The sequence below is a fragment of the Methylophilus sp. Q8 genome (assembly GCF_000800115.1).
Classification (GTDB): Bacteria; Pseudomonadota; Gammaproteobacteria; order Burkholderiales; family Methylophilaceae; genus Methylophilus.
The window spans coordinates 1,526,334-1,550,498 of record NZ_JUHE01000001.1 but is presented as its reverse complement, the minus strand read 5'-3'; the positions used below and the strand labels follow the sequence as shown (position 1 = coordinate 1,550,498).

28 protein-coding genes and 1 tRNA gene are annotated in these 24,165 nt (G+C 50.6%); 9 read left to right on the top strand and 20 right to left on the bottom strand.

Features of this window, described 5'->3' with window-relative positions; translation table 11 throughout:
• The first annotated feature begins 481 nt into the window (after positions 1-481).
• On the top strand, positions 482-1,267 hold the full coding sequence (locus GQ52_RS07595) for a DUF2189 domain-containing protein (protein WP_047518603.1): 786 nt from the start codon (positions 482-484) through the stop codon (positions 1,265-1,267).
• A 150-nt stretch (positions 1,268-1,417) separates the two neighbouring features.
• Here the strand turns inward: GQ52_RS07595 and GQ52_RS07590 are convergent, their stop codons facing one another.
• The 4 genes from GQ52_RS07590 to GQ52_RS07580 all read right to left on the bottom strand — a co-directional run bounded on the left by GQ52_RS07590 (position 1,418) and on the right by GQ52_RS07580 (position 3,802).
• The gene (locus tag GQ52_RS07590; RefSeq protein WP_047516426.1) at positions 1,418-2,182 is read right to left on the bottom strand and encodes a type I restriction enzyme HsdR N-terminal domain-containing protein; all 765 of its coding nucleotides are present in this window, start codon (positions 2,180-2,182) and stop codon (positions 1,418-1,420) included.
• Between the two features lie 115 nt (positions 2,183-2,297).
• On the bottom strand, positions 2,298-2,423 hold the full coding sequence (locus GQ52_RS14310; protein WP_152604420.1) for a YHYH domain-containing protein: 126 nt from the start codon (positions 2,421-2,423) through the stop codon (positions 2,298-2,300).
• A 210-nt stretch (positions 2,424-2,633) separates the two neighbouring features.
• Positions 2,634-3,146, bottom strand: a complete 513-nt coding sequence (locus GQ52_RS07585) for an energy transducer TonB (protein WP_047516423.1) — start codon at positions 3,144-3,146, stop codon at positions 2,634-2,636.
• A gap of 571 nt (positions 3,147-3,717) precedes the next feature.
• A tRNA-Leu gene (locus tag GQ52_RS07580) sits at positions 3,718-3,802 on the bottom strand.
• 56 nt (positions 3,803-3,858) lie between these two features.
• Between GQ52_RS07580 and queA the strand changes: the two genes are divergently transcribed.
• Together queA and GQ52_RS07570 are read left to right on the top strand one after the other, a co-directional pair.
• Positions 3,859-4,899 carry a tRNA preQ1(34) S-adenosylmethionine ribosyltransferase-isomerase QueA gene (gene queA, locus GQ52_RS07575; protein ID WP_047516421.1) on the top strand — a complete coding sequence of 347 codons (1,041 nt, stop codon included), beginning with the start codon at positions 3,859-3,861 and terminating at the stop codon, positions 4,897-4,899.
• Positions 4,900-4,955: 56 nt separating this feature from the next.
• Positions 4,956-5,828, top strand: a complete 873-nt coding sequence (locus GQ52_RS07570) for a hypothetical protein (RefSeq protein WP_047516418.1) — start codon at positions 4,956-4,958, stop codon at positions 5,826-5,828.
• Between the two features lie 63 nt (positions 5,829-5,891).
• Here GQ52_RS07570 and GQ52_RS07565 read toward each other — a convergent pair whose 3' ends face one another.
• Together GQ52_RS07565 and GQ52_RS07560 are read right to left on the bottom strand one after the other, a co-directional pair.
• The gene (locus tag GQ52_RS07565) at positions 5,892-6,533 is read right to left on the bottom strand and encodes a lytic transglycosylase domain-containing protein (protein ID WP_047516415.1); all 642 of its coding nucleotides are present in this window, start codon (positions 6,531-6,533) and stop codon (positions 5,892-5,894) included.
• 64 nt (positions 6,534-6,597) lie between these two features.
• On the bottom strand, positions 6,598-8,307 hold the full coding sequence (locus GQ52_RS07560) for a proline--tRNA ligase (protein ID WP_047516413.1): 1,710 nt from the start codon (positions 8,305-8,307) through the stop codon (positions 6,598-6,600).
• A gap of 263 nt (positions 8,308-8,570) precedes the next feature.
• Between GQ52_RS07560 and GQ52_RS07555 the strand changes: the two genes are divergently transcribed.
• Positions 8,571-9,404: a hypothetical protein gene (locus GQ52_RS07555; RefSeq protein ID WP_152604419.1), complete on the top strand. Its 834-nt coding sequence runs from the start codon at positions 8,571-8,573 to the stop codon at positions 9,402-9,404.
• Here GQ52_RS07555 and GQ52_RS07550 read toward each other — a convergent pair.
• From GQ52_RS07550 to tsaB, 7 genes are all read right to left on the bottom strand, one after another.
• The gene (locus tag GQ52_RS07550) at positions 9,391-10,032 is read right to left on the bottom strand and encodes a hypothetical protein (protein WP_235273051.1); all 642 of its coding nucleotides are present in this window, start codon (positions 10,030-10,032) and stop codon (positions 9,391-9,393) included. The two genes, GQ52_RS07555 and GQ52_RS07550, sit on opposite strands and share 14 nt — an antisense overlap.
• Positions 10,001-10,510, bottom strand: a complete 510-nt coding sequence (locus tag GQ52_RS07545; RefSeq protein WP_047516408.1) for a TPM domain-containing protein — start codon at positions 10,508-10,510, stop codon at positions 10,001-10,003. Before GQ52_RS07545 ends, GQ52_RS07550 begins: the two co-directional genes overlap by 32 nt.
• A 17-nt stretch (positions 10,511-10,527) precedes the next feature.
• The gene (locus tag GQ52_RS07540) at positions 10,528-11,397 is read right to left on the bottom strand and encodes a YgcG family protein (RefSeq protein WP_052179048.1); all 870 of its coding nucleotides are present in this window, start codon (positions 11,395-11,397) and stop codon (positions 10,528-10,530) included.
• Positions 11,398-11,405: 8 nt separating this feature from the next.
• Positions 11,406-12,002 (bottom strand): LemA family protein, encoded by a 597-nt coding sequence (locus GQ52_RS07535; RefSeq protein WP_200884048.1) that lies wholly within the window; start codon positions 12,000-12,002, stop codon positions 11,406-11,408.
• Between the two features lie 77 nt (positions 12,003-12,079).
• Positions 12,080-12,733: a hypothetical protein gene (locus GQ52_RS07530; RefSeq protein ID WP_235273050.1), complete on the bottom strand. Its 654-nt coding sequence runs from the start codon at positions 12,731-12,733 to the stop codon at positions 12,080-12,082.
• Positions 12,734-12,746: 13 nt separating this feature from the next.
• Positions 12,747-13,208 carry a ribosomal protein S18-alanine N-acetyltransferase gene (gene rimI, locus GQ52_RS07525; RefSeq protein WP_024930685.1) on the bottom strand — a complete coding sequence of 154 codons (462 nt, stop codon included), beginning with the start codon at positions 13,206-13,208 and terminating at the stop codon, positions 12,747-12,749.
• 5 nt (positions 13,209-13,213) lie between these two features.
• Positions 13,214-13,915, bottom strand: a complete 702-nt coding sequence (gene tsaB / locus GQ52_RS07520; RefSeq protein ID WP_047518595.1) for a tRNA (adenosine(37)-N6)-threonylcarbamoyltransferase complex dimerization subunit type 1 TsaB — start codon at positions 13,913-13,915, stop codon at positions 13,214-13,216.
• A gap of 168 nt (positions 13,916-14,083) precedes the next feature.
• Here tsaB and GQ52_RS07515 point away from each other — a divergent pair, with 168 nt between their 5' ends.
• Positions 14,084-14,761, top strand: coding sequence for a PEP-CTERM sorting domain-containing protein (locus GQ52_RS07515; RefSeq protein ID WP_047516396.1), 678 nt, complete (start codon positions 14,084-14,086; stop codon positions 14,759-14,761).
• A 769-nt stretch (positions 14,762-15,530) separates the two neighbouring features.
• Here GQ52_RS07515 and panB read toward each other — a convergent pair.
• From panB to GQ52_RS07490, 5 genes are all read right to left on the bottom strand, one after another.
• Entirely contained in the window at positions 15,531-16,340 is an 810-nt protein-coding gene (panB, locus tag GQ52_RS07510; protein ID WP_047516393.1) for a 3-methyl-2-oxobutanoate hydroxymethyltransferase, read from the bottom strand.
• A 62-nt stretch (positions 16,341-16,402) separates the two neighbouring features.
• On the bottom strand, positions 16,403-17,041 hold the full coding sequence (locus GQ52_RS07505; RefSeq protein ID WP_019883325.1) for a deoxynucleoside kinase: 639 nt from the start codon (positions 17,039-17,041) through the stop codon (positions 16,403-16,405).
• Between the two features lie 22 nt (positions 17,042-17,063).
• Positions 17,064-17,549 (bottom strand): 2-amino-4-hydroxy-6-hydroxymethyldihydropteridine diphosphokinase, encoded by a 486-nt coding sequence (gene folK / locus GQ52_RS07500; protein ID WP_047516391.1) that lies wholly within the window; start codon positions 17,547-17,549, stop codon positions 17,064-17,066.
• Positions 17,549-18,895 carry a polynucleotide adenylyltransferase PcnB gene (gene pcnB, locus GQ52_RS07495; RefSeq protein WP_024930679.1) on the bottom strand — a complete coding sequence of 449 codons (1,347 nt, stop codon included), beginning with the start codon at positions 18,893-18,895 and terminating at the stop codon, positions 17,549-17,551. The genes folK and pcnB overlap by 1 nt, the downstream gene beginning before the upstream one ends.
• 37 nt (positions 18,896-18,932) lie before the next feature.
• The gene (locus tag GQ52_RS07490; protein ID WP_024930678.1) at positions 18,933-19,484 is read right to left on the bottom strand and encodes a cob(I)yrinic acid a,c-diamide adenosyltransferase; all 552 of its coding nucleotides are present in this window, start codon (positions 19,482-19,484) and stop codon (positions 18,933-18,935) included.
• Positions 19,485-19,546: 62 nt separating this feature from the next.
• Between GQ52_RS07490 and murI the strand changes: the two genes are divergently transcribed.
• The gene (gene murI, locus GQ52_RS07485) at positions 19,547-20,329 is read left to right on the top strand and encodes a glutamate racemase (protein ID WP_047516388.1); all 783 of its coding nucleotides are present in this window, start codon (positions 19,547-19,549) and stop codon (positions 20,327-20,329) included.
• A gap of 795 nt (positions 20,330-21,124) precedes the next feature.
• Here murI and GQ52_RS07480 read toward each other — a convergent pair.
• The gene (locus GQ52_RS07480) at positions 21,125-21,313 is read right to left on the bottom strand and encodes a zinc-finger domain-containing protein (RefSeq protein WP_019883330.1); all 189 of its coding nucleotides are present in this window, start codon (positions 21,311-21,313) and stop codon (positions 21,125-21,127) included.
• Positions 21,314-21,345: 32 nt separating this feature from the next.
• On the bottom strand, positions 21,346-22,263 hold the full coding sequence (locus GQ52_RS07475) for a branched-chain amino acid transaminase (RefSeq protein ID WP_019883331.1): 918 nt from the start codon (positions 22,261-22,263) through the stop codon (positions 21,346-21,348).
• Between the two features lie 130 nt (positions 22,264-22,393).
• On the opposite strand from GQ52_RS07475, the gene GQ52_RS07470 reads away from it, so the two are divergent.
• The 3 genes from GQ52_RS07470 (at position 22,394) to bfr (GQ52_RS07460) (ending at position 24,130) form a co-directional block, all read left to right on the top strand.
• Positions 22,394-22,984 carry an SCO family protein gene (locus GQ52_RS07470; RefSeq protein WP_047516386.1) on the top strand — a complete coding sequence of 197 codons (591 nt, stop codon included), beginning with the start codon at positions 22,394-22,396 and terminating at the stop codon, positions 22,982-22,984.
• A gap of 171 nt (positions 22,985-23,155) precedes the next feature.
• The gene (gene bfr / locus GQ52_RS07465; RefSeq protein ID WP_047516385.1) at positions 23,156-23,644 is read left to right on the top strand and encodes a bacterioferritin; all 489 of its coding nucleotides are present in this window, start codon (positions 23,156-23,158) and stop codon (positions 23,642-23,644) included.
• A 9-nt stretch (positions 23,645-23,653) separates the two neighbouring features.
• Entirely contained in the window at positions 23,654-24,130 is a 477-nt protein-coding gene (bfr, locus tag GQ52_RS07460; protein ID WP_047516383.1) for a bacterioferritin, read from the top strand.
• Positions 24,131-24,165 lie beyond the last annotated feature (35 nt).

The window sequence follows — 24,165 nt, the reverse complement described above, 5'->3', positions numbered from 1 at the left end:
TCATCAATGTAAATTTATGACGAGTTGGGGTTAAAGCGACGCGGTCAAAAAAGCGCACAAAATACTGGGCCAGACTAGTCCAGCTGGCATTCTGAATGGTGCCGGAGCAACAAAGAATCGATGAGGATGAGTAGCGAAAAAATGTTGTTGCGTATCACCCAAGCAGCTACTTTTTTGGGGGAGACTTTGCACGCCACCACCAGTCAAACATGTTTGAATCAAAAAAACATGACGACTGCATGCAAAAGTTTTTTGTGGTAGATTCTTAATCGTATCCCGACGTCATCGCGCGATCTTGCCGACACCAGATTAGCGACAGATAAGGCGCAGCAAGCCATTGGGACCGTTTTTTGTGTGAATGAATTAGCAATGCAAGTAGTTGTGGCAAGCCATCATCAATCGCTTTTCAGCTTTAAAGATCGGTCATGCAATCTGCAAGCACCGATTGATGGCAGCCATCATTTTTAAAGGGGCTAAACACATGAACATTAACCATATACCCGCCACAAAAGTCCGTGCTGACGACGGTATTTCCATCCGCCAAGTTGGTACCAACATCATTCTAGACTGGCTGCATGCAGGCGTAACCGACATCCACCTCGGTGGCCGCGCCAGTCTTTTTTACGGTATCATTTTTGCCGCCATCGGCGTGATCATACATACCGTTTTTGCTGACAATTACTGGCTACTGGCCGGGGTATCGACCGGCTTCTTTTTGCTAGGCCCATTCCTGGCCGTCGGGCTATATGACTTAAGCAGACGCATAGAATCCGGCGAACGACCTTCACTTCGCCCGACCCTCACCGCCTGGCTACCCAACCTGCTCAATATCACCCTGTTCACAGGGCTACTGATTTTTGTTTTTCTCAGCTGGGTGCGTCTTTCAATGAGTATATTCGCCCATTACTTTCATGATGCACTGCCCACTTTTGCGGATGTAGTTATCAACGTATTCACCTTCAAGCAACCCACCTTCCTGTTCGTTTACTTTTCTGCCGGTGCCGTGTTTGCCGCTTTTATTTTCAGCATCAGCGTCATCGCCATGCCCCTCATGCTAGACCGCAATGCCAGCGCCTGGACCGCAGCCATCACCAGCCTGCGCACCTGCGCACATAATCCGGTGCCCATGATACTGTGGGCTTTTTGTATCGTGGTGCTCGTGGGTTTTGGCCTGGCGACCAACTTTCTAGGCTTGATTCTCACCATGCCGGTGGTCGGACATGCCAGTTGGCACGTCTATCGTGACCTCATCGCTATTAAAAATTAATGCAGGCCTGGTAACAGGCAATCCCAAAGCAACCGCAGAGCCTTATTAAAAAAGCCTAGATGAAAATCTAGGCCTTTAAAATCCTTACCATTTTGAGCCTTTCCCACATTACCGGAGAGCTCTACAATTTCTTAAACCACCCCATCTAATTTATTGCGCAATCGCCTTAGCTTTCAAACGCGCCTGAGCCCTTGCGCATTTCTTAATCAAATCGATAGCTGCCGTGGCTTGCTCCCCTTCGGTTAACTCTCTTTTGATCACATCCGTCAGTAACAGATTTTTTAAGAAATCATCTTCAATCTTTGAAGTAGGGCTTAGCTTTTTGAGTTCCTTCTTGATGGTTAATAGCACAGCCTCTGTAGTCAGCAATGCGCCGATTGAATATTTGCTAGTCGCTTGTTGCTGTTGATAAAAGGCCGTCATGCTGGACTGAGTGAAACCTTCTCGGCTCAAGTTACCAAAGCACTCAATTAGCTGTGTATTTTTTGCGGTGGTTTGAAGTAGGTCGACTTCAAATATCAGTGACTTATCAATTGGCTTATCAAAGTGAATTTTGTAAAACTGCCAGGCGGCACCATTGGTTAATACTACCCATTCAATGCCATGATTTGCTCCGTAATCGATAGCTTGTTTAACATGGTTTTCTTTTAGATCGATGTTAATTGCTTTGACCTCAACCAAGAATCTGACGTCGTCGCCGACTTTAACAGCCAAATCAACATAGGTACCACGTATTGCGAACTCTGTTGTGATCTCAATGTATTTTTTATAACCAAGCAGCTCTGCAAGCATGTCCGCAAGAATCACGACTGTATCCGATTCGCTTATGTCTCGATTTTTGGCATCGGCCAGGATAGTTTGGTACCGCTTCAGGTTTAACGTCAAACGCTCAACGACTTTCTTTGGTAGTGCCATACATCTCCCCTTATCACAAACGATTATTAAAAGTTAGTCCTTATCTTTCACAGTGAATGCTTGAAGCGAATAGTAATAAAACCCGCAACGAGAGCAGGCTTATAACGAAATGATTTTAATGGCAGTGATATCCGCCGGTTTTTCTGTCGTGGTGGCAGCCGTTTTTATCGGTACCGCCAGAGTGAGCATAACAATTTACAGAAGAAAAAAGAATTACCGTAACGAGTACAAGATACTTCATTCACCACCCCTTTCAAGCACAATTAAAATATAGTTCTAATTAGAGAAATTGCTTGTTCAAGTAGCTTACTTTGCGAATGGAAGTTTATCAATAACGTTGCAGGGGGTCGAGTCTCTCCTTTCGCACCATTATCTAATATGCCTGATTTTGATTCAGGTACACGCACTTATTGGCACCATAGACTGGCTTGAACAACAGCTGCGGTCTTCACTATTTAGTTGAACTGGGCAACCCTAATTGAACGGGCACAAGAAATACTGATTTACAGGGTAGATTATCTATCAATGCTGGTTTGAACTGCCATGAACGAACGGCTGATATTACGAAATCATTAAACTTCTCATTCGACGAATTGATTATAAATGTATCAATTGGCGCACCACTTTCGTCAATCAGAATTGCAACATCTACTTCAGCCGGGAGATAGACCCTCAACTCGCTTGGATACTTGATTGTCTTCCCCTTAGTGAACTTTGGATGAGTCCATTGTTTTTTGGCATCCCCAATTGTGGGCAGATTAGGTGAATTTGGAAAAATAGCTTGAGAAACCTCAAAATAGTCTTGAAGCTCTTCTACAGTCGGTATTTCTATCAATCTATTTTGATACCACTCCTTGTATTCATTTGCAATTTCTCTAACTTTCTCAATATCTTGCCCAGCATTAGCAATATTAGTTGCGAAGAAAGTAATTATCCAAACAAGTAAGCATAATGATTTAATCATGGTATTGAGTGATGAAAATTATAGAAACATACGTGTTTAATCAGCTCGAAAGTCGCGAATAGACTCTAAAAACATTCTATCAACCATTAACCAACCTAGTCGATTCCAGTTCTCACAGCACTCTACATTGATGCTATCGTGGGGTATAGATAAAACTCCAACCAACGCTGGTGGCGCTCCGATTTACTTTGATTGTGTAAAAGATGTCATTTCATTAGCCACAGCCTCAAAAGTGTTTTGCGCTACTAGTCTGGCTTGAATTTTGGTTTCTTTTATACGGCGACTAAGATCGGCGTTACTAACCACCTGCACACGCGCATCATCACGCCTTTGCCTGGTTTTAGATAATGTTATTTCTGGATAGGTGGCAAGGAGATCGCCTTCTCTTTACCTTAAATTCGGCACTTAATCCGCCACCATTGCCCACCATTTAGGTGCATACAAGCCGCGCTCATCATAGAGCTTATATGGTTTATCGACCGATTTTCGACGGCTTGGGACTATTGCGGGCACAAAAAAGCCCGTAAGTCATTGATTTACGGGCTAAATTGGACTGCTGTGTACTATTACATGGTGCCGGGAGCCGGAATCGAACCGGCACGCCTTGCGGCGCTGGATTTTGAGTCCAGTGCGTCTACCAGTTCCGCCATCCCGGCATGGGATATAATGTTGGACATCTCAAAGACAGCTATTATAACCATAATTTTGATTTATGAAAACTCTAGATTTCGATTTTTATCTTCCCGCACACTTAATTGCGCAACATCCTCTACCCAACCGTTCAGAAAGTCGCCTGCTAGAAGTCAATGCCATACAACAGACTATCCAGGACAGTTATTTCCGCCAGATTGCCGACCATTTTGAGGCGGGCGATGTGCTCGTTCTCAATGACACAAAAGTCATCAAAGCCAGACTGTTTGGGCAAAAAGCCACTGGCGGCCAGATTGAGGTGATGATAGACCGTGTGTTGTCTGAGCAAGAGGCTTATGCGCAAATCAAGTCCTCACGCTCGCCCAAAGCGGGCAGTTTACTGCATTTGTCGGGCGATTATCAGGCAGAGGTATTAGGCAGGCAGGCCGATATGTTTCATATCCGCCTGCTGGGCAATGAGTCCTGGTATGACTTTCTGGAGCAATATGGCCAGTTGCCGTTGCCGCCTTACATTGAGCACAAGGCGGATGCCGCAGATGATACGCGTTACCAAACCGTGTTTGCCAGGCATGCGGGGGCGGTGGCTGCACCGACGGCTGGCCTGCATTTTGATGAGGCCTTATTACAGGCGCTAATCAACAAAGGCGTGCATGTGCGCTACGTGACGCTACATGTGGGCGCGGGTACTTTCCAGCCAGTGAAAGTGGACAATATTGCCGAGCATCATATGCATAGCGAGGTTTACCATTTGCCTGAGGAAACGATTAGCACGATTCTCAACGCGCGCGCCAGTGGCAAGCGCGTCACAGCGGTAGGCACAACCTCGCTGCGCACACTGGAGAGTGCGGCGCATGTGGGTAAGCTATTTGCGCATCATGGTGACACCAACATTTTCATTACGCCTGGTTTTGAGTTCAAGCTGGTGGATAGGCTGATTACCAACTTTCACCTGCCGAAAAGCACTTTGATGATGCTGGTCTCCGCATTTGGTGGCTATGATTTGATGCGCAAGGCTTATGCACATGCGATTGACCAGTCTTACCGTTTTTTCAGTTATGGCGATGCCATGCTGATTACGCGTGTACAGTCAGCAAAATCTTAAACTTGCACGTTAAAATAGAGTCTATTCATCACCCATAAAAACAGGATCACGGCGTTATGCAACCCATCACCACCACCTTGAGCAGCCTGGCACTATTTTGCCTAACACTCACCGCCCATGCTGAGATTTTGCCCGAGGCAGAAGTCGGCGTAAAAATCCCCCTGGTTAAAAAACCGACTACACGCCCGATGGCCGTGGCTTATTTGCCCAGCAATCAACACTACTACATTGCCGATGGTGGATTGGCGCCGATGGGCAGCGAATTTGAAGCGCCGATCTCAAAATCTGAGGTGCACGCTTTTACGGCGGATGGCAACTATGTCAACTCGGCCAAACCTGGCTATGACAATCGCTCGCTCTATTACAACCCGAATTCTGGCAAGCTGGAAACCATTACCTATAATATTTCCAGCGCGGTAGGCTTTTCACCTAACACGGGCATTTACAGCCTGGATGTGGGTGATAAAGGCGAGCTGTTAGGGACTTCGGGCGACGTCGCCCAGTTCAACCCGGCCTTTGGCGATGCAGGCACCATGCCCAGCTACGACTCAGTGAGCAAACACTATTATGCCAAACAGGATAGAGGCAACCTGGTATTTGTCGTCGATGCCAAACAACGCGAAAAACTGCAGGAAATCAAACTCGACTTTGCCAAAGCACAAGTGGCGCACGACGATGTCAGCGACCACTATATTGCCTTTACAGGCGTCGCTGGCAATGAGTTGGCGTTACTGGATGTCGACCACAAAGCCGTATTGATTTTTGACTTGAATGGTCAGTTTGTCGGTAAAAGTGCGCTGCCTGCCACCATGAAGCTACGTTCACAAAATCACTTCAACGGCCTGGGCTATACCAACGGCATGATGTTTATCTACCACGAGCCAGAAGGTGAGTTTGGTACCTACTATGGCTTTAAAATCGTCAAATAAATTTGAACGCCAATAATAAAAAACCGCGCCTAGGCGCGGTTTTTTATTATCTGTTTGATTCGGTTATTGACTGGCAACATTCAGCTTGGGTGTATCTAAAGCAGGCGCATAATGCCAGTGATTACGCCAGGCACCCACCACCAGGTTCGGGTAATCAGGCTTGCCCAGGCTACCGTTATAACGACCAAGCGCGCGGTAATAATCACCACGTTCAATGTCCAGATAATGGCGCAAAATAGTACAGCCGTAACGCAGGTTTAAACGCATATCAAACAGATTGTGTTCGTTGACTCCAATCGACTTCACCCAGAATGGCATCACCTGCATATATCCGCGAGCACCCACGCTGGAGACCGCATATTTTTTAAAGCCGCTTTCGACGTGAATCAGGCCCAATACCAATTGCGGATCCAGCCCTGCACGTGTGGCTTCGTAGTGCACAGACTTAAGGAAATCTTCACGGTATTGCGCATCAGGCATACGCTTGGCCAGGCGGGCAGACATATCCTGCAACCATTGCTGGGCTGACAGTTCGTTATCAAATAACAATCTTGGCGCAGCGAGGTCGCTGACAGACTTTTGCATCAGCGCCTTAACGCTATTGGCAAGCGGCTCCTCTTTCTGGTTGCCCGCAAAAGACGGCGCAGACCATGCACACAGGCCGGCCAGCAACAAGGCAAACAAAAAGAAGAATGCTTTTTTCATTGCGTCTATTGTAATCAAATTCATCCCGCCACAGGCGCTAAACAGAGGGATGAAATCCCTCTAATTACTGACCAAGTTTGTCACGCAAAAAGGTCACACAATCAGTCACTTGCAAGTTCTGTGCCTCAGCGTCAGTACGGCCCTTATATTCGACTTTACCTTCAGCCAAACCACGGTCACCAATCACCACGCGGTGCGGAATGCCCATGAGGTCACTTTCGGCGAACATGACGCCTGGGCGCTCACCACGGTCATCCAGCAGCACATCCACACCCGCTTGTTGCAACTGGGCGTAGAGGTCATATGCGGCTTGCTTGACTGCGTCACTCTTGTCGAGGCCAATCGGGCAAATGACCACGGCAAACGGCGCCATACTCAGCGGGAAAATAATGCCTTTGTCATCGTTGCCCTGCTCAATCGCTGCACCGACGATACGTGACACACCGATGCCATAACAGCCCATTTCCATCACTTGCGTCTGACCATTTTCGTCCAGGTAAGTCGCCTGCATGGCTTCGGAATATTTGGTACGCAACTGGAAAATATGGCCAACTTCGATGCCGCGACACAAATCCAAAGTACCTTTGCCATCCGGGCTGGCATCGCCGGTCACCACGTTGCGGATATCCGCAACGATGGCTGGCTCTGGCAAATCGCGGCCAAAATTCACACCCGCCAGGTGAAACTTAGGTTTATTGGCGCCACAAACGAAATCACTCATGAGTGCCACGGTTCTATCGGCCACTACGCGCACATTGGCATTAACGCCAACCGGGCCAATGAAGCCAGGTGGGCAACTCAAGTTGGCACGGATTTCTTCTTCAGTCGCCAGGCGGAAATCGTTCACGCCATCAATCTTGCCAAATTTCACTTCATTCAGCTGATGGTCGCCACGCAACAGGGCCAGCGTAAACACATCACCCACCATCAGCGCAACAGATTTAACGGTTTTGCTCACTGGCACATCCAGCAATTTGGCGACGTCTTCGCAGCTCGTTTGCTTGGGCGTATCAACCTCGCGCATGCTTTCGCTGGCGGCCGCACGGCTACCGGTAGCAACCGCCTCGGCCAACTCGACGTTGGCGGCGTAGTCAGACTGCTCGCAATACGCCAGCGCATCTTCACCGCTGTCTGCCAGCACGTGAAACTCTTGTGAACCATCACCACCAATGGCGCCAGAGTCGGCCTTCACGGCACGGAACTTTAAGCCCAGGCGCGTAAATACATTGCTGTAAGCCGTGTGCATGCTGTTGTAGGTATTCACCAGACAGTCTGCACTGGTATGGAAGGAGTAGGCATCTTTCATCAAAAACTCGCGCGCGCGCATCACACCAAAACGTGGGCGGATCTCGTCACGGAACTTGGTCTGGATCTGGTAGAAATTCAAAGGCAACTGCTTGTAGCTGCTGATTTCCTTACGCGCGATGTCAGTAATCACTTCCTCATGCGTCGGGCCAAAGCAGAAATCACGCTCATGACGATCCTGGATTTTCAGCATTTGTGGGCCAAACACCGCCCAGCGGCCGGTTTCCTCCCACAACTCTTTTGGCTGCACCGCTGGCATCAGCAACTCCAGCGCGCCAGCCTTGTTCATCTCATCACGCACGATGTTTTCTACCTTGCGCAGTACACGCAAACCCAGCGGCATCCAGCTATACAAACCGCTGCCCAGCTTTTTGATCAGCCCGGCACGCACCATGAGTTTGTGGCTGATCAGCTCGGCGTCGGAAGGGGCTTCTTTTTGGGTAGCAATGAAAAATTGTGAGGCGCGCATAAGAGTAAATTAAATTGAAATCTAAAGGCAGGATTTTAGCCTTAAACCATGGCTTAGTCAGTAACAAACCGTAAGCTACACCCGATATTCACAAGCAATCAAGCGCAGCTTAACCGTGCCCAGACTCAATAATTTACATTTATGCAAAACTAATATACATTCATGACTGATCACTTGCAGGCGTATACGCAATCCCTGTTGTGATCTGCAACATGCCTCAGAAGTCCTTGGATGTATTATTCAAACAATAGAAAGGCTTTGCTATGTTGTCACGTCCTCATCGCATGCATGCAATACTCGCTACCGCCACTTGCCTGGTTTCCTTATCCCTGAGTCCACACGCCAATGCAGCGCTGGTCGGCTATACATCTGATGGTGCCGACTTGTTTTATAGCAGCATTAGCGATGTTACATGGACAAAAGATGCCAATTTGCTTTCCACCATGATCACCAGTAATGGTTATAGCACAGTAGTGGATGCCATCATCGCCGCCAATACCGGGGTCAGTTTCGGCAGCACCCCCTACACCCTTTCAAGCACAGATTTCAGCAATGTCGGCGAAACCTCATGGTGGGGTGCGCAGGCTTTTGTACATTATCTGAATACCATCAGTTATGCCGGCAGTGATGCATGGCGACTACCGACGGTGACCGATATCGGTAATGATGGCTGCAACTGGAGCGAGGGCGGCACCGACTGCGGCTACAGATCTGCTACCAACGGCACTGCCGCTGGTGATGAATTTGCAGAGCTTTATTATAAAGAGCTCGGACTCGAGCCCTACGGCGGCCCTCGTAGCTCAAACTATGGCATAAGCGCCCCATTCAGCCAGGTGCAATCGTTTTACTGGACGGGTACTGAAGTAGTCAATTCCGTGGATGGCGCGTTTGAGTTTTTCGCTACTTATGGCTACCAGGAGGTGTATACCAAAGAACCTACCTTCTGGTTTGCCTGGGCGGTGACACCAGGCTCCATCATCCCGGTGGATGTGCCTAGCACAGTGCCTGAACCTTATAGTGCAGCTTTGTTACTGGCAGGCATCAGCTTGTTGCTGGCGCGGCCACGTCAATTCGGACTCACGCTTACTCGCCGTTAACTGGCTCAGCTTTATCATTACGCTCAAGGATGGGGCTGTCTTGAGGGATGTAGCCGGCTTTCCAGGTGGCCATTGGTACAATGGTCGCCGGATAGCCGTTATCGTAAAACCAGCTGTCTACGGCGTACTCCGCCTGACTGCTGTCTTCTTTAATCACAGCAGCGCTATGCGGCCAGCCGGTCAAAAAGAACTTGCGTGTACGTGTATCTAAAATCTGGTGAAATTGCATCAGGCCAGCCTGCTGCATCAACCGCATATAGGTAGTGCTATTGATGGCTTCGTCGTTGCAATCCTGCTGATGCAGGTAGTCGCTGTTATTGAACGTGCCGGCACGATCAGCGGCAGTGCCTGTCTTGGTGCCGACAATATCCTCCAGCACACCAATGGCTTGCGCGATGGCTGCGCGCTCAACTTCGGCTGTTTGCGGGGATGGGGTAAATAGCCTGGTGACGTTGTCCCATTCAGCTGGCGTCAGGCTAAGTACATCAGAACGTGTGCATCCTCCACCCTGGCAGACTTCAAAAGACCCTAGCGAGGGAGTGCTATGGTAAATACGGTTGATATCGTTAAGGTCTGCGTAAGCCGGTAGAGTAAAACTAAAGAATAAGCACGCGATTAGGTAACTCATTACGCGGAACAGCTTCTGGCGGAAAATGTGTTGCCAGCTGCTCGCCAATCGCTTGTATGCCATACACCACGCCTGCTTCAAACTGCCCACTTCTGAACATCCCTTCCATGTGCTGGCAAATGTGCTGCCAACCAGCCTCTCCTACATGCCGGTGTATGCCGCGGTCGGCCACAATTTCAACATCATGGTCAGCCAGCAGCAGGTAAATCAACACGCCATTGTTATGCTCGGTATCCCAAATATTGAAATGGCCGAATAAATTGATCGCACGTTGCCTTGGCGCCAATCTCCGCAGGATAGCATAGGTGGGTAAACCAGACTCGATCACCACCCGGATTTCACCCGCATGATGATGCTCGCTTTGTGCAATGGCCAATTCAATCTGCTTGAGTGAATGCTGCGGAAACAAGGCTTTAACATGCCTAGGATGACTCCAGGCATGTTTGAACCAGCGTTTGAACGGGTGTACAGGTTTCATACGACTCTCAATATTGATTACCAGTCACCGGAGGCACCACCGCCACCAAAGCCACCGCCGCCGCCACTGAAAATGTCCGGGCCACGGCTACCACCGGAGTAACCGCCAAAGCCACCAGGATACGCGCCATAGGATCCGCCACCACGCCCGCCCATGGCCAGCGTGAACACAAATGCTGCCAAACCGATCAGCCCCATAATCAAGGCTGTCGCGCCTAACCAACCCGCCAAGCCACCCAGCAAACCGCCGGTCACCAGGCTACCAGGAAAATCACCCAGCATGCCCTTGAAGATGGCGCCGCCGATAATCGCAGCAAACATCAGGATAGGCAGCATACTCATCCAGTCATCCGCATGTGCCTGGCGCGTTTGCTTGGTGGGCGCAGGTAACTGCTCGCCTTGAATCAGCTTGATCAAGGTATCCGTCGCCAGATTCAAGCCCTGGTAAAACTGGCCTTGTTTGAACGCAGGTGCAATTTGCTCGCTGATGATACGCTTGGCAATCGCATCTGGAATCGCGCCTTCGAGGCCATAACCAACCTCAATACGCATTTTCCTATCGTTTTTGGCGACGATAATAATCACGCCGTCATCCTGCTTTTCGCGGCCCACTTTCCAGGCATCGGCCAGGCGGATACCAAACTGCGAAATTTCTTCTGGCTGCGTGCTAGGCAATAACAGCACAGCCACTTGGGAACCAGACTGCTGTGAGAACTGGCTAAGCTTCTGACTCAGGGCGGCTTGCTCCTCAGCGGACAAGGTCTGTGTCAAATCCGTCACTGCGCTTTGCAGTGGCGGAATATCGACCAGACCATCGGCTGCCTGGCTGCTTGCGATACCAAACAGCACGCAGCAGACAAGCAGGAGGGATTTCCAGCAAGCGGTCATGTTAGCGATTACTTACCATCACCAAAGTCAATTTTAGGCGCCGTTGAAATCGCTTTTTCATTTTCAACCGTAAATGATGGCTTAGGCTGATAACCAAACATCATGGCGGTCAAATTATTAGGGAAACTACGTACAGACACGTTGTACTGCTTCACAGACTCAATATAACGGTTACGTGCGACTGTTACACGGTTCTCAGTGCCTTCAAGCTGGGCCTGCAAATCGCGGAAACTGGCATCCGCTTTCAGGTTAGGATAGTTTTCAGACACCACCATCAGACGCGACAAGGCACTGGTCAGCTGGCCTTGTGCCGCCTGGAATTTGGCAAACGCATCCGGGTCATTCAGCAACTCAGGCGTGACCTGCATACTACCCACTTTGGCACGTGCCTCGGTCACTTCAGTCAGCACTTTTTCTTCATGGCTGGCATAGCCTTTCACGGTGGACACCAGGTTAGGCACCAAATCTGCACGGCGCTGATACTGGTTCAATACCTCAGACCAGTTGGCCTTGGTTTCTTCATCCAGACTTTGAAACTGGTTATAACCACAGCCAGACAGGCTCAGGGTAGCTACCAGCAATAGCATATTTAATAATCGACGCATGTCAGACTCCAGTCAAAAAACATAAATTCATCATAAAACCACATCTACTTTATAGATGCGGGCTAAAAAACATTTCTTCAAGCAGCCACGGCTGCATGCCTGGCCAGCAACAAACACATATCCTGCCAGACTTCACGCTTTAACAAGGGATTTTCCAGCATGGCCTGTGGGTGATGAGTAATCACCACCAGCATGTCGCCATAAGTCAATATCTGACCACGAACAGCCGCTATTTCCGCATGATTTGTCGCTAAAAACTGATTTGCCTGCTCCAGACCAAACAATACACAAAAGCGGCTGTTCACTTGTGTCAACTGTAACGGCTGTTGGTAAAGCGATACCTCCTCAAGCGGCAGTTGCAAGGCACGCCAAATGTTTTGCAACAACTGCTGACTCGGCGCATCACTGGCGTGCGGGCAATAAAGCAGCCACGGCGTTTGCACCAACGGCTCAGCGGCCGCTTCCGGCAAATTGGGCTCGCTCAATTCAGGCGATGCATCCAGTGGCGCTTGAAGCCTCTCCGCGAGGGATGCTTCAATATTCAGCCCTTCTGTTTCATCTTCTACAACAGGCGCAGAGACTGGCGCGGCGGTGGCTTCTATAGCAGCTTCCAGCGTGACAACGGGTTCTGCAATAGTCACTGGCGACAAGTTTGCAGGCGCAGGCGAGCGTGCTCGCCAAACGGGCAGCAACTCCAATTCCCGCAACATGTCTTCACGGCTTAAACTCACCAGGCACTCCTGTTCATAATGCCAACCCCATTAATACAGCATCTTCGCGGCCAGTTTTGGTGGGATAGTAATTGCGGCGCACGCCCATCTCACAAAATCCCATAGATTCATACAAGGCAATCGCCTTGGTATTGCTGACGCGCACCTCAAGAAACATATTAGCCGCTTGATGACGCTGCGAAACATCGACCATATGCGCCAACAAAGTACGTCCAAGGCCCTGGCCCTGAAATGGCTTTGCAATGCTGAGATTGAGCAAATGCGCCTCGTCCAGCACCATCATCACCAAAGCATAGCCAACAATATCCTCGGCAATCTCCATCACCCAGGCACTATACCCGGCATTGAGTGAATCGTTGAAGTTTCCCAATGTCCATGGATGACTATAAATCGTCGGCTCAATCCGGCTAATCGCAGCCAGGTCGTCATAAGACATCGGGCGGAACGTGACGTGCTGTTGTGGCAAGGCGCTCATATCAGTTACAGCGTTTGCCCTTGCGCACGCTCAGCGGCCGTCAAGGCGACACGGTTACGTATATACAATGGTGCGGCTTCATGCGCAGCCTGGGTATGGCCCGCTGCAAACAATGGCTGTGCCAACGTCAGCATCGCGCTAGCTTTAGGCATCAATTCCGGACGCACACTCACCAGTTGGCCGCTATATTTTTCTGACAACACTTGCTCAAACACACGCCAGCCAGACCCTGCGCCCAGCCAGTCAGTACCTTCAACAGCAGGCACATCTTGCGGCTTGCATACCATAGGCGGCAAAACCTCTTGCCAGCCATCGGCTTGTCGCACAAATGCCGCATGATAAACCTCACCCATGCGCGCATCCAGGCATACCAGCACCTTTTCAGCCTGCGCCTCTTGCCAGGCAGTTTCTGCCACCGCCAGCACTGAGCTGATGCCGACCACTGGCAGGTGGGCACCAAATGCCAGTCCCTGCGTCACACCGACAGCCACACGCACGCCAGTAAAAGCACCAGGGCCAGTGCCATAGACAATGCCATCTAAAGCATTCAGCTGGATATTTGCCTGCGTCAACAAACGCTGAATTTCAGGCAGGATACGTTGCGATGCCGCAGGGCCGGTGACTTCATCAAACGTGCATAAGCCAGCCTCCGTTTGCAAGGCCAGTGACAGTGTTTCGGTGGAGGATTCGAGTGAGAGTAAATTCATCATAGCGGCAACCAAGGCGTTATTTTGCCACAAGCAAGGCCGCTCAGGCAGCGATTACTGCAGATAGTACTCCCTTGAGCTAAGGTTAAACCGCATGTTAAAATAAACAATAATCAATCTCATTATCAAGTTGATTACTAATTATAATTTTTACGAAGAGGACAACACATGTATCGTCATTTATTTACCAGCCTGGCGTTGATCGCCACCATGAGTTTTGCCGGGCAGGCAGCAGCGTTAACTACCCCATACACCGAAACCTTCACAGACGGTCTTTCCGGCTGGACGACCGGCAGCAACCCTAACCAGATCGTTGCCAGCGGTGGCGCGGATGGTGGTGCCTATCTCAGCACAACCGCCAGCCCGACGGCCAGCGCCTTTGGCTCGGTAGCCGTGTTATTCCGTTGCGAGAGCGCAGCTTGTAGCGATGGCGCCTTCCAAGGTGACTGGCGTGACGACCTGGTATTTAGCTGGTACTTCCGCCACGATGCCGATATCGCCCTGCAAGCCTATGCCCGTATTGCCGCCCCGTCCAACAACCCTGGCGCCAGCGCGATTGTTTCCACCTGGGTAGAGCCTAACACCTGGACGCGCATCGACCTGGTCATTGACCCATCCAACCCGGCATTCACCAGCTTCTCAGGCCAATCATTTGATGCGGTATTTGATGAGGTAGGTCGCGTTCAGCTTGGCATCAGCCTGCCAGCAGGCTTCAGTGGCAGCAACCTGCGTTTTGACCTGGACGGCGTGAGCATTTCTACGGTACCAGAACCGGAAACCTACGCGCTGATGGGCGCTGGTTTATTGTTGATGGGGGCTGCTAGCCGTCGCCAGCGCAAACAATAACTAGTGTGATCTGAAAAGGCGTTGCCTCCAGCGAATATGCTGAGGGGTGACGCTTTTTTTGTTGTTTGATGTGTGTATAAGGTTATTCTTTAGTCCAGCATTGCTGGGGACCTTCTGAAGTTTCTTTTCGCCTTGCTGGCGAGTTACTTTTTTTGCTTGCCCCAAAAAAGTAACAAAAAAGAGGGCACCCAGCCATCACGGCCTTCGGCTCCCTTGCGTTGCTCAACAAAATAAGCGGTCACGAAACTCGCCCTAGCAGCTTGTACACTGCACAAGCTGCCGCGGAGCTCAAACAGTCGCTCCCTTCTTCCTTATTTTGTCTCCGCTACTCAGCGTGATGGAATGGGATTGATCTCGCCAAACTCACATTGTAGAAATCTGAACGGTTCAAAAAACAGATTGGTTTGTTAAGAGCACTAATAGTTGCGCTCGCCTGGTGTTCGGGGTCCCCATCTGCCGCGCCGAGCAACGCAGGGTTGGCGGGAGTTGTCGGCAAGCAACTGTTTGAGCTCCAAAGGAGCGAGTTTTTGATTGCCGCCCGACAAGCCGAGTAGCACAGGAAATAAGCGGAAGTTGGGGTGTCTTGTTCTTTGCCTTCTTTCTTATGGACAAGCATAAGAAAGAATGGTCGCCGAGAGGCGAAATAGATCGATCATAGAATAGTCTTCGCTTTGGGCAAGCAAAGAAAAGTAACTCGCCGAAAAGGCGAAACAAAACACTAACCAAAACACAAACCTAAGAATGACCTTCTTAGCCCATCCACACCACGCTAGTAACTATGCCTATCCTCAGGAAAGCTCCCCGCCTTCACCGCCTCAACATAATCCACCACCGCCTGCTGCACACTCCCCGCCTGCTGCAGGAAGTTCTGTGCGAACCTTGGCGCTTTGTAGTCTTGTGGGGCTTTATCTGCCGGACCAGTATATATTCCCAATAAATCCTGCAATACCAGCACCTGGCCACTACAGCCAGCGCCTGCGCCTATGCCTATCGTTGGCACACCAATGTGCTGTGTGATATGCGCAGCCACCGCCGCAGGCACCATCTCGAATAGCACCATATCCACCCCGGCCCGCACCATGGCCTGGGCATCGGCCAGCATAATTTGCGCGCTTTCTTCAGTCTTGCCCTGAATTTTATAGCCACCCAGCTTTTCGACTGACTGCGGCGTAAAGCCCAGATGCGCACATACTGGCACGCCATTTTCGACCAGGTAACGTGCGGTCTCAACCATGTTGCCACCGCCTTCGATCTTGACGATATGCGCACCTGCCGCGACTAATGTCAGCGCATTAGTGAGTGCTGTGGTTTTATCATGCTCATAACTGCCTGCCGGCATGTCACTCATGATCACAGTGGCTGGCGCGCCTTTAGCCACCAGGCGGGTGTGGTAAATCATGTCCTGCATGGTGACGTCCAGCGTATTGGCAGCGCCTTGTACAACCATGCCCAGGGAGTCCCCCACCAGCAAGACATCCACACCAGCCAATGCCAGCAATTTGGCAAAGGTGGCGTCATAGCAAGTGAGCATGGCAATTTTTTCGCCCGCACCAGCTTTTGTGAGAAGGGTATTCAGCATCTGTTTCCGCCATCAATCTGCCAACACGGGCCGATAATGGTGGCCCATACCGCCAGGTTGAATTAAAAATTGGGGTTAAAGTATTCGCGGCTGCTCTTAATCTGGCCAATACGCTCGATCAGCAAGTTAAATGCTTCCGGGTCTTTAATAATATTGAGCTTTTCGTTATTCACAATCAGCAAAGGTGAGGCATCGTAGCCGTGAAAAAATTCACTATAAGCCTCGGCCAGGCGGGCAATATACTCACGCGGCATATCTTGCTCGTAGCTGATATTGCGCTCCTCGATGCGATCCATTAAGGCGTCCACCGGAGTTTGCAGATACACCACCAGATCTGGCTTGGGCGCTTTGAGTTGCAGGTGCTGGTAAATCTGGTGATACAGAGAATACTCTTCATCATCCAGGTTCAGGCGTGCAAACAGCGGGTCTTTTTCGAGAAAGAAATCAGACACCGTGGGCTGGCCAAACATATCGCGCTGTGCCATATCTTCAATCTGGCGCGAACGCTGAAACAGGAAGAATAACTGCGTTGGCAAAGCATAACGCTGTGCATCCTGATAAAAGCGGGTCAAAAACGGATTAGCCTCAGCCTTTTCAGACAGTAGCTCGACTGAAAACTGATCGGCCAGCATCCGGGCCAATGTGGTTTTGCCACTGCCTATCGGACCTTCAATAACGACATAAGGAAAGCGGGTAAACATGGTGATTGCTCGTTCAGCGGATTCAATTCGGATTCAGTTTGCGCACGTCATCGTGCTTGTGTTTTGCTGTCCATTCTACAACAGTCTTTCCTTGTGGCAGCATAAAGTCGGGCACAATTTCAGCCAGCGGCAAAATGACAAAGCCACGCTCATGCATGCGCGGATGCGGTAATTTCAACAGCTCGGTATCTAGCTGTATGCCCTCATAATCCAGCAAGTCGAGGTCCAAAATGCGAGGCGCATTGGGAAACGGGCGCTCACGGCCAAACGTCTGCTCAATATCCAGCAATAACTGCATCAACTGCGGCGCTGGCATCTCGGTCGCCACCTGCACCACCGCATTGATAAAGTCAGGCTGGTTATCGTAGCCCACCGGTGCCGTCGCATACAGGCTGGAGGCTTGCATCAAGGTCAATCCTGGCGTACTGGCCAACACCGTAATCGCTTTGCTGACCTGTGTTTCTGGCTGCTGCAAATTACTGCCCAGCGCAATCAACGCAATGGCCATTAAGCCAAGTCTCCGCCCACAGGCTTTTTCTTGCGTGGTTTGCGGCGGCGTTTTTTAGGGCCGCTTTCCGGTAATAACATCTCGGTACGTTCATCGGTACCAGCATCGGCAAAGCGCGTCCACCAGTCGCCCAGCTCCTGTGGTAATTCACCGGAAGCACAGCGTAATAGCAAGAAGTCATACCCCGCGCGGTATTTGGGGTTGGTCAACAAGGCATAAGGGCGCTTGCCAGAGCGCTGCTCAAAGCGCGGCTGCATCACCCAGATTTCTTTCATGGTCGCAGTATAACGATTGTGAATCGCCATTTTCTCGGCCTGCTTGTCGATCACTTCATTCATCGCCTCATGCAAGGCAGGAATCATATGCTCGCCACGCTTCTGGTTCTCTTGCCAGGCTTGCAGCACCTCGTGCCACAGCAAGGTAGCGAACAAAAAGCTAGGGTTAGAGGACTTGCCAGACAAAATGCGCTCATCGGTATTTTTAAGCGCCAGCATGACAAATTTTTCGCCAAGTGGCTGCTCGAGCACTACATCCAGCAAAGGCAACAAACCGTGGTGCAACTGCTGCGCACGTAAAGCGTTAATGCTCTCGATGGCGTGACCGGACAAGAACAGTTTTAACATCTCGTCAAATAAGCGGCTGGGTGGCACATCCTCCAGCAGATCAGCCAATTTGCGTATTGGTGCTTCTGTAGAACGTTCCAGCTTCAAGCCCAGCTTGGCCGACAAGCGCACCGCGCGCAACATGCGCACCGGGTCTTCCTGATAACGCGTGACAGGATCGCCAATCATGCGCAAGGTTTTGGCGCGCACATCAGCCACACCATGATGAAAATCCAGCACTTCCTGACGCTTGGGGTCGTAATACAAGGCATTGGCGGTGAAGTCACGGCGCACCGAATCTTCCTCAATACTGCCAAACACGTTGTCACGGATGATGCGGCCGCTATCGTTGGTTTCAGCGTCACCATCGCTTAAGTGATGACCACGGAAAGTAGAGACTTCTATCGTCTCATGCCCCCATAACACATGTACCAGCCGGAAACGACGACCGATAATGCGCGAGCGTCGAAACACCTTATGCACCTGCTCAGGCGTGGCATTGGTTGCCACGTCAAAGTCTTTAGGCGGGTGATTAAGCAGCAAATCGCGCACGGCACCACCGACGATATAGGCCTGGAAACCGGCCTTCTGCAGTTGGTCGCAGGTCTTCAGTGCGGCCTGGCTAATATGCTTCTGGTTGATCTTATGCTTGCCTACCTGGATGACTTGCGCCGCAGGCAGTTGAGTGTGGGTATTCGCGCTGGCACGACGACGGAATACTTTTTGCAGTAATTGTTTAATCATTCGTTTTTTTGCATTTCAAGCGCCGGCCAGGGCCACGCTATAGTTTATGTTGGTTATTCCACAATACGTCCGGCACACCTGCCTGCCGGTTAAGCGTGCGACAGAGGACAAACAGTAAATCAGACAATCGGTTCAGGTATTGCAAGGCCACAGCGGTGACCGGCGATTGCGCATGCAGTGCATGCAACACGCGCTCGGCACGCCGACAAACCGTACGTGCCAAATGACACACGGCGGCTGCACGGCTGCCACCCGGCAAAATAAATTCTTTTAACGGACTAAGCGCTTCGTTCCAGGCATCCAGCGTCAGTTCTAAAAACGTGACCCGACCCGCCTGTATAAAGTGATGCCCAGGCATACACAACTCACCACCCAGGTCGAACAAATCATGCTGAATCGCCAGCAAGCTGTCACGCACATCGTCCGCCAGGTCTTCTACCAGCAACATACCGAGCACGGCATTCAGCTCATCGACATCGCCCATGGCCTCCACGCGCAAGTCAGATTTTGCCACGCGCGAGCCATCGCCCAGCCCGGTTGTGCCGCTATCGCCAGTACGCGTGTAAATCTTGCTCAGCCGGTTGGCCATGCCTGACACCTGTCTAAAATCCGATATAATCCCCCCATTATAAATCATACCGTGCCATTTCGATGTGCCCAGCGATTGCAGTCAATGCCCCCATTGGGGTGATGGATTCCGGGGTCGGCGGCCTCAGCGTGCTAAAACACCTCACCCGCCAACTGCCACACGAGCATTTCATCTACTTTGCTGACAGCGCCCACGCGCCTTACGGCAACAAAACCGCCGCAGAAATTCAGCAACGCTGCACAATCGTCGCCGATATATTAATTGCCAAAGGCGCCAAAGCCCTAGTTGTCGCCTGCAACACCGCCACCGCAGCCGCCATTGGTAGCATGCGCCAACATTACACACTACCCATTATCGGCATGGAACCCGCCGTCAAACCTGCGGCGGCTGCCAGCAACAACGGCATCATCGGCGTACTCGCCACCACCGGCACTCTGCAAAGCGCACAATTTGCAGCCCTGCTCGAACATTACGGCCAAAACGTGCAAGTCATCACACAAGCCTGCGTTGGCCTGGTGGAATGCATAGAACAAGGCCAACTCGACACCCCACAGACGCTCGCACTACTGCAACAATACTGCAAACCACTCATGGCCGCAGGAGCGGATACCATTGTGTTGGGCTGCACGCACTACCCGTTTGTGCGTAAATATATTCAAGAGACCGTCGGGCCTGATGTCACCTTGATTGATACCGGCGCTGCCGTGGCGAAGCGTTTGCAACAGGTGTTAGAGCAAAGACAAATGCTTAATGCAGCAACGGAAGCTGGCGATTATGTGTTTTTAACGAGCGGGACGGAGGAAACTCAGCGAGTGATGCAGCAATTATGGGCGATCACCGCCTAGACTGCAGCGCTGAACCGATATGCGTTAGAAAGTAACTCTTTAGAGCGCTTAGCTTTGGCGGAGTGATTTGGCGATGCCTTTCGCCTTGTCGGCGAGTCACTTTCTGATGCTTGCCCCTCAGAAAGTAACCAAAGAAGAGGGCACCCAGCCATCACGGCCTACGGCTCCCTTGCGTTGCTCAACAAAATAAGACGGTCACGAAACTCAACCTTGCAGCTCACACAAAACGTGAGCTGCTGCGGGATTCGAACAGTCGCTCCCTCTACTCTTATTTTGTCTCCGCTACTCAGCGTGATGAATGGGATTTGTCTCGCCAAACTCACATTGGCGAAGTTTGGACGGTTCAAAAACCAAATTCGTTTATTAAAACTACCAACCATTGCGCTCACCTGGTGTTCGGGGACCCCATCTGCCGCGCCGAGCAACGCAGGGTTGGCGGGGGTAGTCGGCAAGCAACTGTTTGAGCTCCGTAGGAGCGAGTTTTTGATTGCCGCCCGACAAGCCGAGTAGCACAGGATACAAGCGGAAGCTGGGGTGCATTTCTTTTGGTTACTTGTTCTTTGTGCAAGCAAAGAAAAGTAACTCGCCTAAAGGCGAAACAAAACACTCATCAAAGCACAAACCTTAAGAGTGACCTTTTACAAAACATCCAATAAAGCCAGAACGCTGTTCCGCGCGACAATCAATCCAATAAGCACAGGCTATTCAACCATCCAAAGAATATTTTTCAAACTCGCCCAATTCACGTGCAAAACCCACAAACAAAAAACCCACGCAATGCGTGGGTTTTTCTACTTAATGGTGATGCACCTGCGTCCCCGGCTTCAACTTATATTTAGCCCCGCAATACGGACAAGACACTTGCCCCGTTTTCGCCACATCCAAAAACACCCTTGGATGTGCATCCCACAAAGGCGTATCTTTGGTTGGGCAATGCAATGGCAAGTCTTTGCCGTCTACTTCAAACTCTTTGACATCAGACATTCAAACTCTCCAGCAAACAGGCGCGTAATTGATTAAACCAATGTCAACCAATGTGCGTACTTGGCATTTTTGCCTTTCACCACATCGAAATACAGGCTTTGCAGTTTTTCGGTGATCGGGCCACGAGTGCCTTCGCCAATCGCACGGTTATCCAGTTCACGGATAGGTGTGACTTCAGCAGCGGTGCCGGTAAAGAAGGCTTCGTCAGCACTGTAAACTTCGTCACGCGTAATGCGTTTTTCGATCACTTCCAGGCCCAACTCTACTTTTGCCAGGTGGATGATGGTGTCGCGGGTGATGCCTTCCAGCGCGGAGGTCAGGTCTGGTGTATACAGCTTGCCGTTACGGATGATGAAAATGTTTTCACCGGAACCTTCAGCGACGAAACCGTCTACGTCCAGCAACAAGGCTTCCTGGTAACCGTCTTGTGCGGCTTCCTGGTGAGCCAGGATGCTGTTCATGTAGTTGCCGTTGGCCTTGGCCTTACACATGGTGATGTTGACGTGATGACGTGCAAATGAAGACGTCTTCACGCGGATACCTTTGGTGATGGCTTCTTCACCCATGTATGCACCCCAACTCCAGGCGCCGACGATGACGTGCGTGGACAGGGTTTTGGCGGAGATACCCATCGCTTCTGCACCGTAGAACGCCATTGGGCGCAGGTAGGCAGATTCAAGCTTGTTTTCACGCACAGCGGCTTTTTGCGCTTCAGAGATAGTCTCTTTATCAAACGGCATTTTCATGCCCAGGATATGCGCGCTGCGGAACAAGCGGTCGGTATGCTCTTTCAGGCGAAAAATAGCGGTGCCTTTGTCAGTTTTGTAGGCGCGCACGCCTTCAAACACGCCCATGCCATAGTGCAAAGTGTGGGTTAACACGTGGGTAGTGGCATCACGCCAGTTGACCATTTTGCCGTCGTACCAGATAACGCCGTCACGGTCTGCCATCGAACTCGGTATTGCCATTTAAACTCGCCCTTAATCCGTCAGTCATCAAAAACCAGTATTGTAAACTAATCTGCGCCCTTTTCGCCTATGCTAGAATCCATTTCAATGATGATTTACAAGGATTTTTTGCATGCAACTGCGTTTTAAGTGGGTTTACCTGGCCTTCGTACTGCTGGCCACACTATTGACCGCTTGCCAGCAAGGCGGTTCTGCCAGTTTTATCGGCACCGATTTGACCGGCACCCAGTTTGGCAAGCCGCTGTCACTGACCGACCATACCGGCAAGTTGCGCAGCATGAATGACTTTAAAGGCAAGGTGGTAGTGCTATTCTTTGGTTACACGCATTGTCCGGATGTATGCCCGACCACCATGTCTGACCTGAAAAAAACCATGCAATTACTGGGAGAAAAGTCCAACGACGTGCAGGTGCTGTTTGTCACAGTCGACCCGGCACGTGACACACAGGAAGTGCTGGCGCAGTTTGTGCCGGGCTTTGACCCGCGATTTATCGGCTTGCGCGGCACAGAAGCCGAAGTCGCCGCCAACCTGAGTGAATACAAAGTGTATGCCGCCAAAGTCAGCGAGCCGGGCAAATCCGGCTACACCATGGACCACAGCGCAGGCCTGTATGTCTTTGATAAAACCGGCGCACCGCGTATCTACCTCGGTTATGGCGAAAAACCGGAAAATATTGCCCATGATTTACAGTTGTTGCTGTAAGCCTTGAATGCTGTCAGGAACCCCTCCCTCCAACCACATCAAGAACGATTTTCATTTAGATTTTTATTTAAAATACCATTTAAAATCAAATAGTTACGTTAATATTTTTAATTGCATCATTTCTGTTTTCCTGTATGATGGCTGCATCAAAAATGCACACAGGAGCCGACAATGAAAGGCGATAAAAAAATTATAGACATTTTGAATGACCTGCTGGCGGGCGAATTATCCGCCACCGACCAATACCTCATTCACGGTGAAATGTATGCTGACATGGGCCTGAGCGTGATCTCGGAGCGCATTCTGCATGAGTCCTTACATGAACGTGAGCATGCTCGCGCACTAATCCAACGCATTCTGTTCCTCGAAGGCAAACCCAACCTGGCCAAGCGCGATGCGCTCAACATTGGCAAAGACGTGAAGTCCATGCTGGAGTCTGACCTGGCGCTGGAATATACCGTGGTCAAACACCTGAAAAAAGCCATTGAGGCTTGTGAGCAAGCACAGGACTTCGTCAGCCGCGAAATGCTGCTGGTGCAGCTGGATGACACCGAAATGGATCATGCTTACTGGCTCGAAAAACAACTGAGCCTGATCAAACTGGTCGGCATGGAAAACTACTGCCAAAGCCAAATGAATAACAGCCCGGCGGCAGGATAAGGAGTTCGCATGAAAGGCGATAAACAAATCATCGTCACCTTAAACAAGGTGCTTAAAAATCAACTGACCTCAATTAACCAGTACTTTTTACATGCGCGCATGTTTAAAAAATGGGGTTTGGAAAAACTCAACGATTACCAATACAAGCAATCCATCCGCGTGATGAAAGAAGCCGATGAAGTGATTGAGCGCATTTTGTTTCTGGATGGTCTGCCCAACTTGCAAAACCTGGGCAAGTTGCTGATTGGCGAAGACGTGGTGGAGTGCCTGCAAGGCGACCTCAGCTTCGAAAAAGAAGTGCAACACCCGCAACTGGTAGAAGCCATTGCTGAAGCAGAAAAACTGCAAGACTACGTGACGCGCGATTTGCTGACCGAGTTGCTGGAAGCCTGCGAAGAAGCCGTCGACTGGCTGGAAACCCAGCAACGCCTGATCACAGACGTGACCTTGCCAAATTACCTGCAATCGCAGATTGAGTCCGACTAACCCCCGGCCTGCATATAAGCTGTTGAATTAAGCCG

Coding starts and splice junctions, on each gene's coding strand:
- GQ52_RS07595 (WP_047518603.1), top strand. CDS start 482: ATGAACATTAACCATATACCCGCCACAAAAGTCCGTGCTGACGACGGT.
- GQ52_RS07590 (WP_047516426.1), bottom strand. CDS start 2,182: ATGGCACTACCAAAGAAAGTCGTTGAGCGTTTGACGTTAAACCTGAAG.
- GQ52_RS14310 (WP_152604420.1), bottom strand. CDS start 2,423: ATGAAGTATCTTGTACTCGTTACGGTAATTCTTTTTTCTTCTGTAAAT.
- GQ52_RS07585 (WP_047516423.1), bottom strand. CDS start 3,146: ATGATTAAATCATTATGCTTACTTGTTTGGATAATTACTTTCTTCGCA.
- queA (WP_047516421.1), top strand. CDS start 3,859: ATGAAAACTCTAGATTTCGATTTTTATCTTCCCGCACACTTAATTGCG.
- GQ52_RS07570 (WP_047516418.1), top strand. CDS start 4,956: ATGCAACCCATCACCACCACCTTGAGCAGCCTGGCACTATTTTGCCTA.
- GQ52_RS07565 (WP_047516415.1), bottom strand. CDS start 6,533: ATGAAAAAAGCATTCTTCTTTTTGTTTGCCTTGTTGCTGGCCGGCCTG.
- GQ52_RS07560 (WP_047516413.1), bottom strand. CDS start 8,307: ATGCGCGCCTCACAATTTTTCATTGCTACCCAAAAAGAAGCCCCTTCC.
- GQ52_RS07555 (WP_152604419.1), top strand. CDS start 8,571: ATGTTGTCACGTCCTCATCGCATGCATGCAATACTCGCTACCGCCACT.
- GQ52_RS07550 (WP_235273051.1), bottom strand. CDS start 10,032: ATGAGTTACCTAATCGCGTGCTTATTCTTTAGTTTTACTCTACCGGCT.
- GQ52_RS07545 (WP_047516408.1), bottom strand. CDS start 10,510: ATGAAACCTGTACACCCGTTCAAACGCTGGTTCAAACATGCCTGGAGT.
- GQ52_RS07540 (WP_052179048.1), bottom strand. CDS start 11,397: ATGACCGCTTGCTGGAAATCCCTCCTGCTTGTCTGCTGCGTGCTGTTT.
- GQ52_RS07535 (WP_200884048.1), bottom strand. CDS start 12,002: ATGCGTCGATTATTAAATATGCTATTGCTGGTAGCTACCCTGAGCCTG.
- rimI (WP_024930685.1), bottom strand. CDS start 13,208: ATGAGCGCCTTGCCACAACAGCACGTCACGTTCCGCCCGATGTCTTAT.
- tsaB (WP_047518595.1), bottom strand. CDS start 13,915: ATGAATTTACTCTCACTCGAATCCTCCACCGAAACACTGTCACTGGCC.
- GQ52_RS07515 (WP_047516396.1), top strand. CDS start 14,084: ATGTATCGTCATTTATTTACCAGCCTGGCGTTGATCGCCACCATGAGT.
- panB (WP_047516393.1), bottom strand. CDS start 16,340: ATGCTGAATACCCTTCTCACAAAAGCTGGTGCGGGCGAAAAAATTGCC.
- GQ52_RS07505 (WP_019883325.1), bottom strand. CDS start 17,041: ATGTTTACCCGCTTTCCTTATGTCGTTATTGAAGGTCCGATAGGCAGT.
- folK (WP_047516391.1), bottom strand. CDS start 17,549: ATGGCCATTGCGTTGATTGCGCTGGGCAGTAATTTGCAGCAGCCAGAA.
- pcnB (WP_024930679.1), bottom strand. CDS start 18,895: ATGATTAAACAATTACTGCAAAAAGTATTCCGTCGTCGTGCCAGCGCG.
- GQ52_RS07490 (WP_024930678.1), bottom strand. CDS start 19,484: ATGGCCAACCGGCTGAGCAAGATTTACACGCGTACTGGCGATAGCGGC.
- murI (WP_047516388.1), top strand. CDS start 19,547: ATGTGCCCAGCGATTGCAGTCAATGCCCCCATTGGGGTGATGGATTCC.
- GQ52_RS07480 (WP_019883330.1), bottom strand. CDS start 21,313: ATGTCTGATGTCAAAGAGTTTGAAGTAGACGGCAAAGACTTGCCATTG.
- GQ52_RS07475 (WP_019883331.1), bottom strand. CDS start 22,263: ATGGCAGACCGTGACGGCGTTATCTGGTACGACGGCAAAATGGTCAAC.
- GQ52_RS07470 (WP_047516386.1), top strand. CDS start 22,394: ATGCAACTGCGTTTTAAGTGGGTTTACCTGGCCTTCGTACTGCTGGCC.
- bfr (WP_047516385.1), top strand. CDS start 23,156: ATGAAAGGCGATAAAAAAATTATAGACATTTTGAATGACCTGCTGGCG.
- bfr (WP_047516383.1), top strand. CDS start 23,654: ATGAAAGGCGATAAACAAATCATCGTCACCTTAAACAAGGTGCTTAAA.